We start from the raw sequence: 16,188 nt of genomic DNA on the forward strand, positions 1-16,188 counted from the left end.
TACCTGTTGTTAAATACAAGCGTAGGGTTGTTTTTAACTGTCGGAATTTTTTAAATATATTTGGCCATGGAAACCTCAGAAAAAACGAATAGAATGCATCTTGGTAGAAAAATAAGCCGTATCCGTGAACTGCGTGGAATGAAACAGGAAGCACTTGCTTCAGAGCTTGGCATAAGTCAACAAGCTATAAGCAAACTTGAACAAAGTGAGGAAATTGAAGAATCTACACTAGAGAAAGTGGCAAAAGCATTAGGCGTAACTTCAGAAGGAATCAAACACTTTACAGAAGAGACAATTTTTAACAATATCAATAATTTTCACGATAATTCAATTCAGAATAATTTCAATCCCATTGAAAAAATAGTTGAATTGTATGAACGCTTGTTGGCAAGCGAAAAAGAAAAAAATGAGCTCCTGAGAAAAATGTAGTTAAACCCATTCCTCTTCTTAATAGGGACTAAATATTGAGCCCTTACTTTGTTGGCTACATTATAAATGAAGTTTGATAGTGAATCTGGGGTTTTCCCTAGAAAGAAACGTTAAAATAGATAATCTCCGCAGAGATACCGGTTGATCGGTGACAACAATCAGGAATTTTTAGTTTTGATAGACGTGTTTATTTAGTCGGGAAAAAACAAAAACTTTCTAATTTCATTAACTAGGATACAGATTATTGAGTAATACTTTTTCTCTAGCATTCCTCGGCAGATCATTTCGTTTTAAGCTAAAAATTGTAGCTGAATGTTGCTAATCTTTGAGTTTGATCTTGTCTAGTTTAATTACTTTCTCTTCTATTTGAAAAATAAGAGAATCTGTACCATTTTCTAATAGAATAACTTTCCCATAGTGTAACTGTCTGTGGTGAGTTGCGCATACAGTGATGATATTTTCCACGCTGAGTGCGCCTAATTTCAAGTTGGCTACTTGCTCGACATGGTGGGCTTCCACATAGAAGGTTCCATCTAATTTTTTAAAAGAGTATGGATTAAGATTAAGTGATGCGCAAATCATGCATTGATAATTGGTTAACGCTTTGACTTTAGTTGCGATTGCACCACGTTCGATATATCTTGATAACCTCATCTTGAGCATGGGTGTTTGTTGTTTAGCATGCTGTTCTAGCGCTAAAATGTTTTTTACGGAATTGGCTGACAATTTCCGCTTGATTTGGTGAAAAGTTTCCTGCTCTTGAGCAGTGGCAAATTCTGGGTTGAGATTTATCCAGTATTTTCCTTGCCTAACGGCTTGGCCCTTAAAATCCCGATTTAAGTACAGGTTCAGACTGCGCTGTGGTGTTTTTGAATTTTCGAAACTAAGGTATTGATTCGATTGAATGACATGAAGAATTTCCAATTCTGTTCCTCGACCATTTAAGTCTTCAAAGGCTTGGTTTATGGCCTCTAACCAGCTACTAAGTTGCATTTTGTTTATAAAAATTTTGTTGTGCATCTGAAAATTATGGATTGTATCAGTTACTTGCAGTATGCTAAACTTTTACGACTCTTCATGATTGAAACTAATATGTCGTATTGTGAATACTATATCTAAAAGACTTTAGTTGGTGATTGTATCTAATATCCCATTTGTAGGCACCTACTAATCTGCTCAACGTGATTGCGCTAGGATGGCCATAGGTATTCCCAAAGCCGAAATTGAATATTGCGGTCACCTTATTGCTTAGTGCATGTGGGATGGACTTGTCCCAATGTGTGTGGGCACCATGGTGAGGGTACTGAAAAAAGCGTATCTGATCTAGCTCAATTGCCTTAGGTAAGCGAAGTCCCTTGAGGGGTATATCGCCCATTAGTAGCGTTGCGTGTTTTTTTCGGTTTACCAGTTTTTTACCGGAAGATATACGATTGTTTTTAAGCAATGAGCTATGCTGGACGATGAGAGATGAAAAATTTAGACTTCGCTGGTTAAAGTTATCCTTATAAATCTCTGCGAAAGTTTTCCAATTATCGAAGAGAAACTTCAGATTTAACTGATTCAGGGGTGCTATGCTAATTGCATTGATGTAAAAATAGTTATTAACCTCCAAGCTAAAGTCGCTTATTTGAGCATTGTGGTTAGATGAGCGGGGTTGGTTATAAAAATAGAATTGCCAGAATGGATAGATGTACATTTTTGTTCGGTCCCTGTAAAAGCCAATTGAATTTGGGTTGGCTTCAAGTTCGGCTAGATATTCTGCAGGAGGAGAAAGACTCGTTGAACGAATCATCGAAACATCAACAGTAAAACTGGAGAATTCTCGCACATAGAATTCGTTTCCTAGATGTGCAGATTTGCCATCAGGCCCAAAAGAGTCATCGTCAAAAGCTATAGATTCTTCATCTTCTCCGTTGCCAATGAACATGATTTCACCAACATTGAATTCCTGGAGATATCCTACAGGGTCGATTAAAAATTGTTGGTAATCCGCTGATTCTGCACTTCCCCCAGCCCTTTGTTTCAAGTATAACACGAATCGCTCACTGGGTGTTAAGTAAGGAAGAATAACTCTATCGCACTTTTTTAAACCAGACAACAGTGTTGATACATAATTTACATGGTCCTCATCAAAGTGAGAGATAATAAGTGCGTTTAGTGTGTTATTATTGTGGAGATTAAGTTTTTCTTTAAATTTTGAAATTTCTCTTTTAAGGTATTTCTGGTTACTGTGGGTGCCGCAATCATATGCGAGCGCATAAGCAGAATTGTTATGATTGAAAAAACCAGTATAAAAGCAGCCTTGTCCTGCTTTATTGAATCGAAAATCTACGTGCATATTTATTAATCTTCGTCGAAAATAAATTAAATTAAACAATTGATTGGGCTGGCGCTTGAACAAACTAATCTTAGTTTAGTCTAATATTGATTTTTTACATATTCAGTAGTTATTTGCCTTATCACAACTACACGCGAATGCTAGAGAAATTCCTCAGACTATTACGGGCTTTAAACTAAGTGAAGTGCCGCTAGTCAGCATAATGCTGTACTCTAATACTTTCATATGCTTTTTATTTTTATAATAGTCGTCAGAAAAATACTCCAGGAACTTTTTATCTGTAAGCCTTTCTGTGGTCAGGGCGAACCTAGCGTTCAGCATCTCTCCTGACTGAAGAATTACCGGATTAGCGAGATAATCTTTAACAGTGATGAATTCCATTTTTTCATGCACAGAAGGATCATCAAACAGACTCATGGTCATTGATATCGAACTTATCGAGACAGGTCTACGACCAATATTTTCCAATATTACATTTAGTTTTGTATCTAGAAACCATGTGCCATCCATAACCCCAGTTAGCGTTAACATCAAGGAGGTTATCGGGATGGTTGATAGTATTTCGTAGTCTGGTTTGATATTTTTCCGGTCATAAAACATAAGCTCAAGATCTGCTTTACTCGCAGGGTATGTACTTGAACCACGACGCACAAAAATTTTATGATCTTCATTGCTCTTAATAGTGTTCGTCAACTTTTCAAATGTCTGATAATTTCTTAAGACATGAGGTTTGTCGAATGATGGAGGTAGGTGGATGATTCCCAGATTGAATCCCATAATCTCCCCTTCGTAAAAGTCAAACTGGAACATCCTGTCTACACGCTTGGCTACAAGACTGGGAAGCTGGGATGAATCTTTCAATCCGCAATCCGAAAACTTTGTGTTACTGAGCTCACGTTTCTTCTCATCATAACCGATGATAATCATCCCGTCGGGACCAAAGGAATTAGCGATTGCGGTAGAGTCCTTCAAAAATTCGTTTATCCCTTTCGGAGTACTTAAGTCGTACCAAACAGATTTAAAATCGACTTTAGCATTTTCAATCTCAAGGCCAGAGATGGATTGACTAATATAGGATAATGCCTGATGAAGAATGTCTGATCTATTTTGCATGATTTAAATTATTAATTATATACAACTCTCCATTAAAGATTTAGATATTTATCATCATACTTAACTTAGCAAATAGTTTGTAAGTTCAATTTTGTAAAAGGCTTTAGGATGCCATTATGGACAAACTGCAGGAACTTACATCTTGTAAATAAGCTTCCGTACCAGACAGCAACCGCCTAATCCGTTCAAATGCATTTTGCTGGGTTGTGGATAAATTTTGAGTTTTTAGCCCAGGCTGCACGATAGTAATTTCTACAGGAATAATTGGGTTTTCAAATTCTTCCAATATTATTTTGATCTGTTCTAAACTTCCCTTTTTTAACTTATGATGACTGTTATTCTGATCCGCCCGATCATAGATTTGTTTCAGCAATAGCTTACGGTGCGCCCAATTTACTGATTTCATTGCCTGGCCGGATACTTCATAAATATCAGTTACATTACAACTTGGAGTGGCACCACTCTGGCTTTTACAGTGGAAAAATTGGATTTTACCTTTTTTAAAACCAACGACATCTGCAATTTCAAGCGAACCGTGATCATAAAACACAACATCATATTCATTCTTTGCGATTTCAATAATATACTCATGGATAGACATAATGGAGTTGTTGTCAGTTGCATTATTGGCAAAATCTTCTGCGCTATAAAATTCCTTCTGTACATTAACATTTGCAGGCCAGCTATGAGCAACGATTTTATCAGAGCTGATTGTATCCAGCTCACCTAAAAAATCAAAATGAATTTTTCCAATCTGTTTATCTAAATTTTCATAGTAAAGGTGAATAGGTGTTGTTCTCATCATTTTCAAAAAAACCTCCGAATCAGTAAATCGTTCTCCTTTTGCGATGGCGAGCGTATGCGTAGTCTGCTGCGCGTAGTTGAATTCTATCTTTGGGTCGAGTGTGTAAGTAATCATCGCCGACACATTGCCTTTTGAAACCGATAATGTTACAGCGTTAAAGGTCTGCTCAATTAGAGTGATGTCGCAGGAACAAATCAATGCTTTTTCTGCAGGTTCACCAACTTCGTTTAAAAAATAGACGGCTGTCAGTTTGTGATAGAAACTTGGATCCCAGTCTAACATGAATACGGGCTCATCGGAAAAACGTTTCACCACCCGGCCGCTATCCAGGTCAGATAGTGGGGCAGGGAGTTTATCCATATCAGGGTCGCCCACTTTTCGGCTGATAAACTTAAGCCATTCAACTACATATTTAATTTTGCCATCTCCCAAGGTCCAGACTTTTGAGCTAGTACTGATTCCCGCAAGAACCTGCTTTCCAAGCAAGGGTTCATAACCACCACCAAATGAGTGACCTCTGGTATAGCTGTATTTATCTGTGGATAACACACTTTTCTCGGCCTGCGAACCTAAAATGTTTTTATAAGACTCACTGCTACCTTTAGTTTTCCGGCTTTTCATACCAACATTATACATCTTTGCCTCTTTCCATCCGGCCATTACCCTTTTCAATAGTGGTAAGGGAATCATATCATGAATCGTGTCAAGGGTTAAAAATTGTTCGGCAATATGCTCATATATCTCATTTTCTTTTACAGATGAGCAGATGAATAATATGCGGTTATCCTTATTGTAATAAACCACAACCAATTCATTTTGAACATCGACGAGCATGTCCTGCTTCTGATACCAGTCCGGCTTCTTAAGTTCAGAGACGATGAAGACGGCCACATCAAAATCTGCGCTGACGTTGTGGTGTCGGATTACCGGATTGCTAAATAGGCTTGTACCTGAAAAATCAACTTCTATGGAAATATCAATCAGTCCGTCTTGCTCATCTGGATCGAGAAGTGCTTGCTGGGGAGGGGGAATAATCTGATAGGCCTTAGCATGAAAGGATGGCCTCAAATCATCATTTTCAACTTCGATCTGGGTCTCACTGTCGAAATCGAAAAGTGGAGCAGGTTCGGTGAGATTTTCAAAAGAGTCAAAAAAATCCTGCTCTTGTTCTGTTTTCTGAATTTTGGCTCGATGTAGATCGGGAAGCACAATGGACCAGTCTTTGGTGTCATGCTTAAACAACTGATAAGATTCGATTGCGAATTCATGTTCTCCGGCGATGACCGTAGCAATGTTTCCATTTACGATATTAGTTCGGGATATTCGTCCAACAAATTGCAAGGTAATGGCGAGCGATTTATGTGGAACATGAACGGCTGCAATCTTAAGGGCCGGAAAATCATAACCTTCACCCATCATATCAACGCATATTATCCCATCAACTTTGCCTTCCCTTAGCTCCTTAATGCGACGGGCAATATAGAGGTCAGAAAGTTTACTGTGGATCATATCCAATTTGAGCCCGGTGTGTTGTGCATAGATTTTTTTAAGTTCGTTTGCTGCACTCTTGGTATCGGTACGAACAATAATTTTATGTTCTAAACTTTGGCGAGCTTTAAAAACTTCTTCTGTTTTTTTTGCAATAGCGATATTTTTGGCTTCATCCGTAAGCAGGGCTTTTGTCTGGATGGGAACGAAATTAATCCTGCTGAATAATCCATTTTCATAGGCCTGCTTTAAGGGATAGCTGTAAATTAACCTTGCCTTTATGTCTTTTTTATCTCGTCGAAATGGTGTTGCAGTTAGTAAAATCTGTTTTGCGTTCGGATAACTGTCCAAAAGATACTTCCAGGATTCTGCGCGACTATGGTGTGCTTCATCAACGAAAACGACATCAAACCCCAATAAATTTCCATCGGGAGCAGACTTGGGGACTTTATTAAGGGTTGAAGGTATCCCAACAATGACATCATTGTCATTGAGAATGGATGTCCATTGCTGGTATTCTGAAATCTCTGTTTTTACCTCGTAAACTTTTGGAAGGAATTCGCTGTCTAGTATTCCATTTGCAATTAACATCTCGGGACTTCTGAATTGCTTTGCAATCTGTTCACGAACAAGCTGGCTTGGGGTTACGACCAAAACTTTCTGAGCCTTCAGTGCATAACTTAAAATGATCATTACTGCGGTCTTTCCAGTGCCTGTTGGCATGGTCACCAGTGCAGGTTCTTTTCTGGTGCTGAAGTGGGCAAGTGTGGCGCCAACGGCCGCGATTTGATTTTCGTATAATCCTTGACCGTGCTCCCCGGAGCCAAAGAGGCTAATTTTGGAATATCCCTTTATAAATATACTCATGAGATTTGCGATAATTTAGTCACAAAATACCAAAAATATTTAGATTAATCAGTTTTGGCTAAGTTAAATACTAGCCGACGATTTTTTATGTGAGCATTACTTACAAATTAATACACCATTTTTATGCAAACATGGCTCCATGCTCAACTGTGCTGGTTAAGTTAAAGATGATTTTTCTTTATGAAAAGTATCCCAAAAATTCAAAATACCCGCTTATTTGAATCTTTGGAACCCAAATTTTATTTAAGCTATAATCAATTGAGTCAGCCGATGGAGCAAGGTTCGAATGATAGCTTTAATATTTGGGTCATCTATTATAAGTTTCCTGACGATACTTCGATACCAGATCTTGTTTATTCTTAACCCTTATGGATACGATTGATAACAGCGCTTTCCCTTATTGGTTGACTCGCAATTATTACGGTAACGTCCCCATTTGCGAGCATATGATTAAAAACTTGCTGCTCTTGGCGTAAAATCCCGCTAATATTTATGTTGAAACTTTAGGGCGCACCTGTTTGGAGTTTGTTGGTTTGGTTCGATCAAGGTGATGGTTTCCTTAAGATGTTTTTCTGTCAGTCTCGCACGAAGCCGCTCTTTTTGGTTCTTAAAACCATCTTTTATTTTTGCGAAGGCGCCGGCAATGAGGTCATCCGAATTTCGCCAGTAGCGGTGGCAAGCTTTTTAGCAACTTCATTTATAATATGAGGATAGTAGTAGAGTGATTCTACCGAATAACAATCTGTGGTTACTATACCTTTTGTGGCAACGCGATCTGACCGGCGGTACAATCGTCTTTATCAATGTGTCCAAATGCATTAACCCAGTGTAATTCTGAACTATTTCTTATCTTTTTTAACGCTTTGCCAATCCTACCTGCTTCGTCCCTGTGATTGTTGCAGCTTTTTACGCCTCCGTTGCTCAGCTTCCTCGACAGAATCTGTCTGCGGGGATTCATAGACAGGTTCCATCAGGATTTCCAATAGTCGAATACCCGAATCTTTTGCAGTATTCATCATGTCTGCAACACTAGCGAAAAGTCCATCTGAAATTCCTTTCGTCAAACTATCTATACTGATATCTCTTGAAATGTCAGTCGAGAGTTCGGAGATCATCTGCATCTGGGTTTTCTGTTCTGGGGTTCCGTTCTCCATAACATTTGCATATATAAACTTATCCCTCAGCCCTCTCTCAAATTTGAATAAATCATCAAAGACCTCCTCACCAGACTGTTTAAATGCACTGCGGTTAAATTGCCCTAGTTTTGCAGAATGTTGTTCATTCTTGCCTTTTGAGGTATTTTGAGGACTAAGTTTAACTTTATTGCTTAAATCTTTCCGACTCACAATCACTTGAACGTGCATTTGTCGTCCTTCTTTTCGATCACCCTTTTGCTTTGTTCCGTTTTTTACTTCTTTATCTGTGTGCTTGTAGTAACGGTAGTTTTCAACCTTGCCAAACCATAAAAGATCTTTGTTGGTAATAATACCTGGCCTTTTGAAATTCTTCGCGTATTCGTCCATAATTTTTACCGCCAATTCCTTGAGTTTCTCCTTTGCGCCACTCTCTCCATATTGTCTAAAAAGATGTTCCAGCTCCTTTTGGCTTGGACTGATATTAATCAGGAAAAACTTACTGTCATCACGGCAAAGCTTTGCAATATTATTATCGATTTTTACACGGACTTCCTGTCTTTTAACGCTGTTTCTAACACCATTAAACCAGTTTTCATAATGTTGTTCTAAGTTTTTTCCAGTTTTTGAGTTATTCTCCTTTTCCAGATAATTGACCAAAACTCCGCTACTACCTTTGTTATTTCCCGTCTCAGATGCTGTGATGTTGATGTACATAGGCTAAATATTTTCAAGGGATCTTCTGACATGGCTTTGCAATTCCTCCTTTTTGGCAGCTGATACCGGCCATCCCAAAGATTCCCTCTGATTGATATAATAATTGAGTATCTCTCTAAAACTGGACTTTAGTTTACTTTTTTCATTGTGATACTGGTGAGTTCTGGAAATTTCTTTTTCCAGTTGCCCCATACGGTTAGAAATTCCGTCACTTTTCTTTTCCTCTTTCTGTAGATGCTGCCAGATTGTTTTGAAATATTCTGTATGCTCTTTAGCTATAATAGTGAGTCCGTTACTGTTGGTAAACATGGGTAACAGAAAATCCTTTTCCTGCTTTTTGAAAAATGATATTATCCTGCTTACTCCGTTTACCAGCTCTTTCTTAAGTAACTCGTCATTGAAATCGATCGGGTCTTTTTTTGTACCATAAAAATAATTCACCATCTGTATAACTACCAATTTTTTCGGTCGTCCCAGTTTCAACGAGATTTTTTCCAGTTTTTCATCAGTTGCTTTTGGATATCGCACAGACTTAACATTGATATCTTCCATTACCTATATCCTTAAAAGTTCTTCTCCAATTCTATATTAAGCTTCACTTCACTTCCCAGCTTTGGATGCCATGAGGGCTTATATTTAATAAAGCCATTTTCCTTCAACTCCCTGATATTTTTGTGGTATGTAGAAACAGATTTTATCCTTGAAAATCGCATAAGCGTTTTTCTGCTTACATTAAATGGGAGTGTTACATAATGATGATTACAACATTGAACCAATGCAATTAACATGCTTAAATGCGTTGGAAAAAAATGTGGCTGCTGTGACGCATGGGCAAAGTATCTACGTAATGCTTTAGAGTACAAATTTTCATCTTTATTCATTTCATTTCCCCTCCATCATCTTTTCAATTTTTTCCCTACTGTAAAACATTGTTCCTCCAACCTTACGAAATGGCAAATTGCCATTGATACGCAAGTTTTGTAATGTTCCGGGTGAAATATTTAGCATTTTCCTTACCTCAGCACTCCTCAACCACGATTTACTTGAAGTACCAATATTATTTTTAAGAATATTTTTCATTTCATTCAGCATTTCTGTCTTGAACTGCTGCAGATCATCCATTGTAATGATGTCCATCTTCATAATTAGCTCCTTTCGTTTTGATATATGCATCAATGCACATATACATATATTTTTACATTCAAATATTCGGTATACCTCAAAGTATACCGTTTACTGTTTTTTATCGGCCTGAAAGGCCAACAAGTATCCCCGGAGGATACTTGAAACCCCTGTAGCTATAGCTCAGGGCAAGCAAGTAGGGCCACTGCCCAACTTCCGCTTGCTCAGCCCCCGGAAAGGGAACTGACTGCCTGAACCCCCTATCTACCGCTAATCACCGCACCTTGAAAGCGCCACATAGGCTGTCCCGAATTATCATGCTGTGCCAGTGATTTTTGTTACACATAAACCGTTGTTATGTGGATATATCTATGTTGTTATATGGATACACGTCTGCTCGGCTATAGGGATATGTAGTTATGTTGGTGGAATGATACCGTTCGTTAGGGAATTGATTTCTTCTGCGGTTTGCTTCCTTCCCGATCTTACCCATTCTGATAGTTCCACCATGGAGAAATAAAGTCTTTTGCCGCGCTTGTTCACGGGTATTTCCTTCCGGCTCACTTTGGTGTAAAGTGTGGGTACGGATAGGCTGAGAAATTCGGCAGCCTGCCTGATGGTCAATAAATCGTCTCGCGGACGCTGGGGATTTTGCGACCTGTTTTCCAGCAACAGGTCTTTAATACAATCTACCTTTTCGTGCAGTGTACTAATGGCCTGCGGTAGTTCTTCAAATGTGTACTTCATAAGCGGTATCTTTTGTTTTGATACCGCAATGTTAGCAGCTTGTTTTGTAAGGTTACAACACGTTAAACCTCATCCTTACCGTTTCCTACTAATATTTGCTGTTTTTTTTGTTTCGGACCGTTGGAACCAGAAAAGGAACTTTGTCTTTCATCCTTACCTCTAAAATTGGTGATTTGCAGACCTTGGTATCGGAAGATATAATTGCACTTAGCCAGCCCTCCGAATATTCGTTTACTTTATCTCCATTGCTATATAAGAAGTGTTTTAGAATCCATTTTTCAAGTTCTGCTTTATTGCATCCCACAATCAGGTTAGCTTCATACAGCTGCTTAAAAGCATCGGCCAGTTTATTACTGTTTCCGTTGAAGATCAACTGGCTTGCAGGTTGTTCGTCCGCTTTTATTAGAGCGTCAAGCTGGCTGAAATGTTCTTCTGAAAAATAAGTCCTTATCAGTTGCAAGAAATCATCTATATATTGATGATTGAATTTTGGTCGACCCGCATCAGGATTATATGGGATTTTTGGAGGTAACTCTGGCGTAGCATCTTCGACTTGTTTGGGGCTTTTCTGCTTGGCTATCCATTCCTCGAAAGTTTCACGGGGGTTAAGAATTTCATCAACTTCGCTAACCAACTCGTTTAGGAACTTATCCCTGATCTTTAAAGTATCGTGCAGACTTTCTACAAACTCGTCACCTATATAAATATCCTTGTAGTCGGATTGCAGGTTATTAACGATGAACAAATATTGGAGTTGGATCGAAAATATGAAATTTCGGGGATATTCATCTTTAAACTCATTATAATGCTCATGGAAATTTGCCCATATCAATTTAAACCTATCCTTTAATTTTTTGAGCTGTTCAAATTCTCTCTTTAAGCTGATGTCATTAAGGGAAAGCAGATCAATTAAGGCCATATCTTTTAATACCCTGATTTCACTCTGATAAGTGAACGAATCATAATAATGTGTTTCGTGTGCAATGCTATAAGCTTGTTTCTCCCCCTCTTCTTTTATCGGGCTTTTTAATTCGGACTTGGTGATGATGCGAAGGTTGAAAGTCTGTAGACGGGTTAAAAAAATGGCTAGATTGCGCATAAATTGATCGTATTTTAGTGCTAATTTCTAAATATATTGATAATTTAGACCATTATGTAAACTTAATATTATAAGAAATTAAGCGATATTTATAACAAACGAATCAGGTTAGTTCTTTTATTAGTAGAACAACCGCCATGTAAGTCTGAATTTTAAGTTGCAATGTTGTATATGTCGGAGAAACTTGGTTCTTCATCACTTTTGGTAAAAAAAAACTAAAAGATAAATTCGCTAAAGTTATATCCCTAGCTACGAATATTTACTTTTACTACTGAAATCATTTATAAAAGTCTGTGTTGACCCTTCACCAAAAATGAAGAAGAACCCACTTTATTGAACTACACAGTAAAATAGCTCCTGAGTCTAATAGAATATTATATTAGTTTCTTGTGCATAAACTTTTTTGGGGAAAGATCTAAAATCAAGTACTTTTGGGTTTAACCAAATAATAAATTAACGATGCAACTCAATTTTTTCCCAATATCCTTTGATTTTGAAAAATTTCAGATTTCAAAAACTACCTATTCTGACGAAGCGTTACAAGAACTTAGAAGAAACCATAATCGAACGCATTCATTTTTCCGCAACGGGGAAGATATTTATATCTCCAACTCAGGAGACGACAGCACTGTAGACATAGGAGAAAATGTAACAAGAGATGTTTTTACCGATCATACAATTACGTCCTCATTAATTAAGCACATTTTTTTCAGGACTTTTAAACAGCGGTTCGTATCCTTTACGCCAGTTGACTTTTATCCATTCAGGTTTTTCTCTAGCAAAAACACTGATGATTTAATCCACGACCTACTCCCGGAGAATCTGCAAGGGAAAATTGCATACAAAAAACTCATCGAAGTTCAGCTGAGACTTGCCACTATAAACGGGCAAAAACAATTCGGTTTCGTCATCAACATAAAAAGGAACTGGATTTTCAACAAAAGCTGTGCAGACTTATTAGCCGAAGGGTATGACTTGACAGGTATAGAAGTATTGCATTGTGAAATCATGCCAGGGATGGGTAACATCCTTGCCCCTAGTGAAGAGTTTATTGGAACGCTCGCTGAAATCGATGGCGAGTCAGCAAAAATTAAAACCAATGAAGGTGAGGTACTTTTTCCGCTAAATGAACTGTTTATTAGAAAAACAAAATTTAACATCGCCAACTACCTAGATTTTGCCACCAGCCCCGAAGCATCTTTACGTGTCCTGAATGCAATCGAAAGTAAACGAAGTGAGATATACAATACAAAAAATTTGTATGCAGAAATTAACAGCACCGCCAAACATTTGTTTACAGGTAAGTTAGATGGTGCAAAGGTTGTATTTGAGAATAGTGATGGTTTCTGTTTTACGGTACAAGAAGTGCCCATAACGATCAGCAACACTTTTGCTTTAAAAACTCCGACGTTTATTTTTGATCCGGCGGGTACAAAAACAAACAGCACTAGTCCCGATATGGGGTTAACCAACTTTGGTCCGTACGACAGCATTAGTTTTGATACCAAGTCACCAACAGTTTTATGTATCTGCCATAGAGAAAACAGGGGATATTTTACTGATTTTTTAGCCAGCCTCAAGGATGGGATTAGTACTTCCAACTTTTTTAAGAAAGGCCTGCTTAAAAAATATGAGCTTACAGAACTAAATTACAATATCAATCAATTAAGTACTTTCGATCTTGAAGAATACTTAAGAATTATCAGAGAGTGGGATGAAGCTAAACCCGATTTAGCCATCATTGAAATTCCGATAGAGTTTAAACGTCTTCCCGATAGCGACAATCCTTATTACAAATTGAAAGCTAAACTGCTCTCACTGGAAATCCCGGTGCAGTATGTACTTACACATAACGTAAAAACTTATAACGAATATATCTTAAACTCAATTGCCTTACAGATCTATGCAAAATTGGGTGGTACGCCATGGGTGTTACCCTCTCAAAAATCAGTTGATCGGGAAATCATCATCGGTATTGGCCATAGCTGGATGAGAAAAAACCAGTTCAAAGGTGCAGAACAATCCAAAGTAGTTGGAATCACGACTTTTCTTTCCAGTGATGGCCAATATCTTTTGGGCGACAAAGTAAAAGACGTTCCGTTCGAAAAATATTTTGATGAACTATTGTCAAGCCTTAGCTACTCGTTTAACCGTTTGGAAAAAGAGCAAGGTTGGGCTGAAGGCGACACCGTTCGCTTAATCTTCCATATATTTAAGCCTATAAAGAATACTGAATTTGATGTCATTAGTCAGTTCATTAAAAACAACACCAAGTACAAGATAAAATTTGCCTTCGTTACGATAAGCAAATCCCACCCACATCTGTTATTCGAGCCAAGCCAACCGGGCCTTTCGGGTAAAGGGGCGTATATTCCAAATAGAGCTAGCAACGTCTTTTTAGATTCTGAAACCTGTGTGGTTCAAATGTTTGGTCCAAAAGAACTTAAAACAGCAAGACAAGGAATGAGTACACCGGTTCAAATCAAGATTAGAACACCGCAAGGCAACTATAACAATAATGAGTTAGACGACCTACTTTACTATGATTTGGCCTACATCGTTCAACAGATATTTTCGTTCACCTACCTTTCATGGCGAAATTTCCTACCAGGAGAACAGCCAGCAACAATGCTTTATTCTAACCTGATATCTAAGCTATTAAGTAAAATGAGAAATGTTAGCGGATGGGATGCTGATCATTTGAATTACAGTCTAAAACGCAAAAAATGGTTCCTTTAGAAAATCGCTCACTCTATCGACAATCCATAGCTGGAAATAGTGTTTTAACTGCGTTTAGTAATCTGTTGTCTCAACAACTAGTTCACTATCCGGAAGATCTAAACGAAATAGACAAAATATATTATGGTATCATTGAAGCAATCTCAACAGATTCAGCAAATAGATTTGATATCCATTATCAGGCAATCAGTAGACGTACACCTACCAGAGATTCAATTTCTCCTTTTGTCCACAATGATTATTTGATCTTTGCGATTATTGTTGGTGTTATCAAATTCAGCTATGACAAAAGCTGGATTGAAAAAATTATTGATATTAGAACAAGGAATAATACAACCATAACATTTGAAAACATTATCAAAGAAAACTACTACAGCAAAAGTAATATTGCCGCGGTGATTATATCATTTTTAAACCTGACTAAGAAAACCGCTGTTTCAAAGCCGTTACAAGATGAGGCTTACAGGGAAATAACTAAGGAATCAGCAATTTTTGAACAGGGAAATGATTTTATTGCACTATGTTTTATCAATGCTTACAATTCAATTATTCTATCCAGAGAAATGGTAGATACTGCTCACTATGATGCACTATTAAAGTTTGAAACAAAATTTATCAAACGAACCAATATCATTGCAGTAATACTTTATAATCTATTACTCTTATTTTTGATTTACGGAATTTATAAAACATTAAATCTTTTCCCACAAATCAAACAGAGTTTTTCAGACGCAATCGGAATCATCGGATTAATCGGACTAACCATTTCCAATTTTATCACGGGTATCAAACCTGCTTTTGAAAAGATAATTCAAAAACTACTGGGCTATTCTAATGCTGCCAAACCATGATCGAACTATTAGAAAAAGGAATAGCGCTAGCTAACCACTACGGGATTTCAGTATTACTAATCCTCAGCACTATATTTCTGGTGCGCATCATTCTTGCGGCTCAAGGGAAATGGTCTGAGCGAGAAAAATACTATTTTGAAATATTAAAAAATCTTGGAAACTGGAGAGATTCGTTGAGCGATAGAAAGGACTATTTTCAACAACCCGGCTCGGTGTATGATGAAACATATCCACAGAGTACATATTACAAGAAAAAAGGCGAAAAGGCCGCAGAAGCACTAGGTGCAATTCGAGAACAGATGAGTGTCGCCAGAGTTTTTCTGTCAAAAAAATCCGTCACCACCTTAGAGGAATTGATCAACGAGCACTGGTACATTGACGAACACGGAGCTATTAATACCGCTGATTATTTAGATTCTACCCATGATATTGTAGACAAAGCTTATCGAGCAATACTTGCAGACGCATCTGGAGATTTAAAACGTAGTCGGTATTTAAACATTGTAAAACAGGTGTTATCAAAAGATTAGCCGCATAATCCTTTTCTTGTTAAACGCTTAATGCCCGTTAGGGCCGCCCGAAAATTTCAGGCACCAGTATATCAAAATCTTATCTATGAGCTACAATCTTCAGGAGAAGCCAAAACCTGCACTTACTAAGAAAAATTGCTTCATGGTACAAGCGGTCGGACCTTCTGTAACGACAGTTGTGGAAACAGCTTTAATCGCCAAAAACGGGCT

At 37.8% G+C, this 16,188-nt stretch carries 13 protein-coding genes; 4 read left to right on the top strand and 9 right to left on the bottom strand.

Annotated elements, in window-relative coordinates:
• Positions 1-66 precede the first annotated feature (66 nt).
• Positions 67-429 carry a helix-turn-helix domain-containing protein gene (locus BM107_RS00710; RefSeq protein ID WP_090979221.1) on the top strand — a complete coding sequence of 121 codons (363 nt, stop codon included), beginning with the start codon at positions 67-69 and terminating at the stop codon, positions 427-429.
• A 318-nt stretch (positions 430-747) separates the two neighbouring features.
• Here BM107_RS00710 and BM107_RS00715 read toward each other — a convergent pair whose 3' ends face one another.
• From BM107_RS00715 to BM107_RS00765, 9 genes are all read right to left on the bottom strand, one after another.
• Positions 748-1,449, bottom strand: coding sequence for a hypothetical protein (locus BM107_RS00715; RefSeq protein WP_090979224.1), 702 nt, complete (start codon positions 1,447-1,449; stop codon positions 748-750).
• Positions 1,450-1,516: 67 nt separating this feature from the next.
• On the bottom strand, positions 1,517-2,767 hold the full coding sequence (locus BM107_RS00720) for a ComEC/Rec2 family competence protein (protein WP_090979227.1): 1,251 nt from the start codon (positions 2,765-2,767) through the stop codon (positions 1,517-1,519).
• Between the two features lie 153 nt (positions 2,768-2,920).
• Complete coding sequence (locus tag BM107_RS00725; RefSeq protein WP_090979230.1) at positions 2,921-3,880, bottom strand: AlbA family DNA-binding domain-containing protein; 960 nt, start codon at positions 3,878-3,880, stop codon at positions 2,921-2,923.
• Positions 3,881-3,983: 103 nt separating this feature from the next.
• Positions 3,984-7,040 carry a DEAD/DEAH box helicase gene (locus tag BM107_RS00730; protein ID WP_090979233.1) on the bottom strand — a complete coding sequence of 1,019 codons (3,057 nt, stop codon included), beginning with the start codon at positions 7,038-7,040 and terminating at the stop codon, positions 3,984-3,986.
• 872 nt (positions 7,041-7,912) lie between these two features.
• The gene (locus BM107_RS00740) at positions 7,913-8,890 is read right to left on the bottom strand and encodes a DUF5712 family protein (RefSeq protein WP_090979239.1); all 978 of its coding nucleotides are present in this window, start codon (positions 8,888-8,890) and stop codon (positions 7,913-7,915) included.
• Positions 8,891-8,893: 3 nt separating this feature from the next.
• Positions 8,894-9,442, bottom strand: coding sequence for a BfmA/BtgA family mobilization protein (locus BM107_RS00745; protein WP_090979242.1), 549 nt, complete (start codon positions 9,440-9,442; stop codon positions 8,894-8,896).
• 330 nt (positions 9,443-9,772) lie between these two features.
• Positions 9,773-10,033, bottom strand: coding sequence for a helix-turn-helix domain-containing protein (locus tag BM107_RS00755; protein WP_090979947.1), 261 nt, complete (start codon positions 10,031-10,033; stop codon positions 9,773-9,775).
• Between the two features lie 396 nt (positions 10,034-10,429).
• Positions 10,430-10,759 (bottom strand): helix-turn-helix domain-containing protein, encoded by a 330-nt coding sequence (locus tag BM107_RS00760; protein WP_090979249.1) that lies wholly within the window; start codon positions 10,757-10,759, stop codon positions 10,430-10,432.
• A gap of 88 nt (positions 10,760-10,847) precedes the next feature.
• Positions 10,848-11,858, bottom strand: coding sequence for a hypothetical protein (locus tag BM107_RS00765; RefSeq protein ID WP_090979252.1), 1,011 nt, complete (start codon positions 11,856-11,858; stop codon positions 10,848-10,850).
• 459 nt (positions 11,859-12,317) lie between these two features.
• Between BM107_RS00765 and BM107_RS00770 the strand changes: the two genes are divergently transcribed.
• Genes BM107_RS00770 through BM107_RS00780 form a run of 3 tightly spaced genes read left to right on the top strand, consistent with a single transcriptional unit; the run spans position 12,318 to position 15,978 of the window.
• Positions 12,318-14,597 carry a Piwi domain-containing protein gene (locus BM107_RS00770; RefSeq protein ID WP_090979254.1) on the top strand — a complete coding sequence of 760 codons (2,280 nt, stop codon included), beginning with the start codon at positions 12,318-12,320 and terminating at the stop codon, positions 14,595-14,597.
• Complete coding sequence (locus BM107_RS00775; protein ID WP_090979256.1) at positions 14,585-15,448, top strand: hypothetical protein; 864 nt, start codon at positions 14,585-14,587, stop codon at positions 15,446-15,448. Before BM107_RS00770 ends, BM107_RS00775 begins: the two co-directional genes overlap by 13 nt.
• On the top strand, positions 15,445-15,978 hold the full coding sequence (locus BM107_RS00780; protein WP_090979258.1) for a hypothetical protein: 534 nt from the start codon (positions 15,445-15,447) through the stop codon (positions 15,976-15,978). The genes BM107_RS00775 and BM107_RS00780 overlap by 4 nt, the downstream gene beginning before the upstream one ends.
• Positions 15,979-16,188: the final 210 nt, after the last annotated feature.

The organism is Pedobacter suwonensis (assembly GCF_900111825.1).
GTDB lineage: Bacteria > Bacteroidota > Bacteroidia > Sphingobacteriales > Sphingobacteriaceae > Pedobacter > Pedobacter suwonensis.

Coding starts and splice junctions, on each gene's coding strand:
- BM107_RS00755 (WP_090979947.1), bottom strand. CDS start 10,033: ATGAAGATGGACATCATTACAATGGATGATCTGCAGCAGTTCAAGACA.
- BM107_RS00710 (WP_090979221.1), top strand. CDS start 67: ATGGAAACCTCAGAAAAAACGAATAGAATGCATCTTGGTAGAAAAATA.
- BM107_RS00725 (WP_090979230.1), bottom strand. CDS start 3,880: ATGCAAAATAGATCAGACATTCTTCATCAGGCATTATCCTATATTAGT.
- BM107_RS00715 (WP_090979224.1), bottom strand. CDS start 1,449: ATGCACAACAAAATTTTTATAAACAAAATGCAACTTAGTAGCTGGTTA.
- BM107_RS00780 (WP_090979258.1), top strand. CDS start 15,445: ATGATCGAACTATTAGAAAAAGGAATAGCGCTAGCTAACCACTACGGG.
- BM107_RS00740 (WP_090979239.1), bottom strand. CDS start 8,890: ATGTACATCAACATCACAGCATCTGAGACGGGAAATAACAAAGGTAGT.
- BM107_RS00720 (WP_090979227.1), bottom strand. CDS start 2,767: ATGCACGTAGATTTTCGATTCAATAAAGCAGGACAAGGCTGCTTTTAT.
- BM107_RS00770 (WP_090979254.1), top strand. CDS start 12,318: ATGCAACTCAATTTTTTCCCAATATCCTTTGATTTTGAAAAATTTCAG.
- BM107_RS00730 (WP_090979233.1), bottom strand. CDS start 7,040: ATGAGTATATTTATAAAGGGATATTCCAAAATTAGCCTCTTTGGCTCC.
- BM107_RS00760 (WP_090979249.1), bottom strand. CDS start 10,759: ATGAAGTACACATTTGAAGAACTACCGCAGGCCATTAGTACACTGCAC.
- BM107_RS00745 (WP_090979242.1), bottom strand. CDS start 9,442: ATGGAAGATATCAATGTTAAGTCTGTGCGATATCCAAAAGCAACTGAT.
- BM107_RS00775 (WP_090979256.1), top strand. CDS start 14,585: ATGGTTCCTTTAGAAAATCGCTCACTCTATCGACAATCCATAGCTGGA.
- BM107_RS00765 (WP_090979252.1), bottom strand. CDS start 11,858: ATGCGCAATCTAGCCATTTTTTTAACCCGTCTACAGACTTTCAACCTT.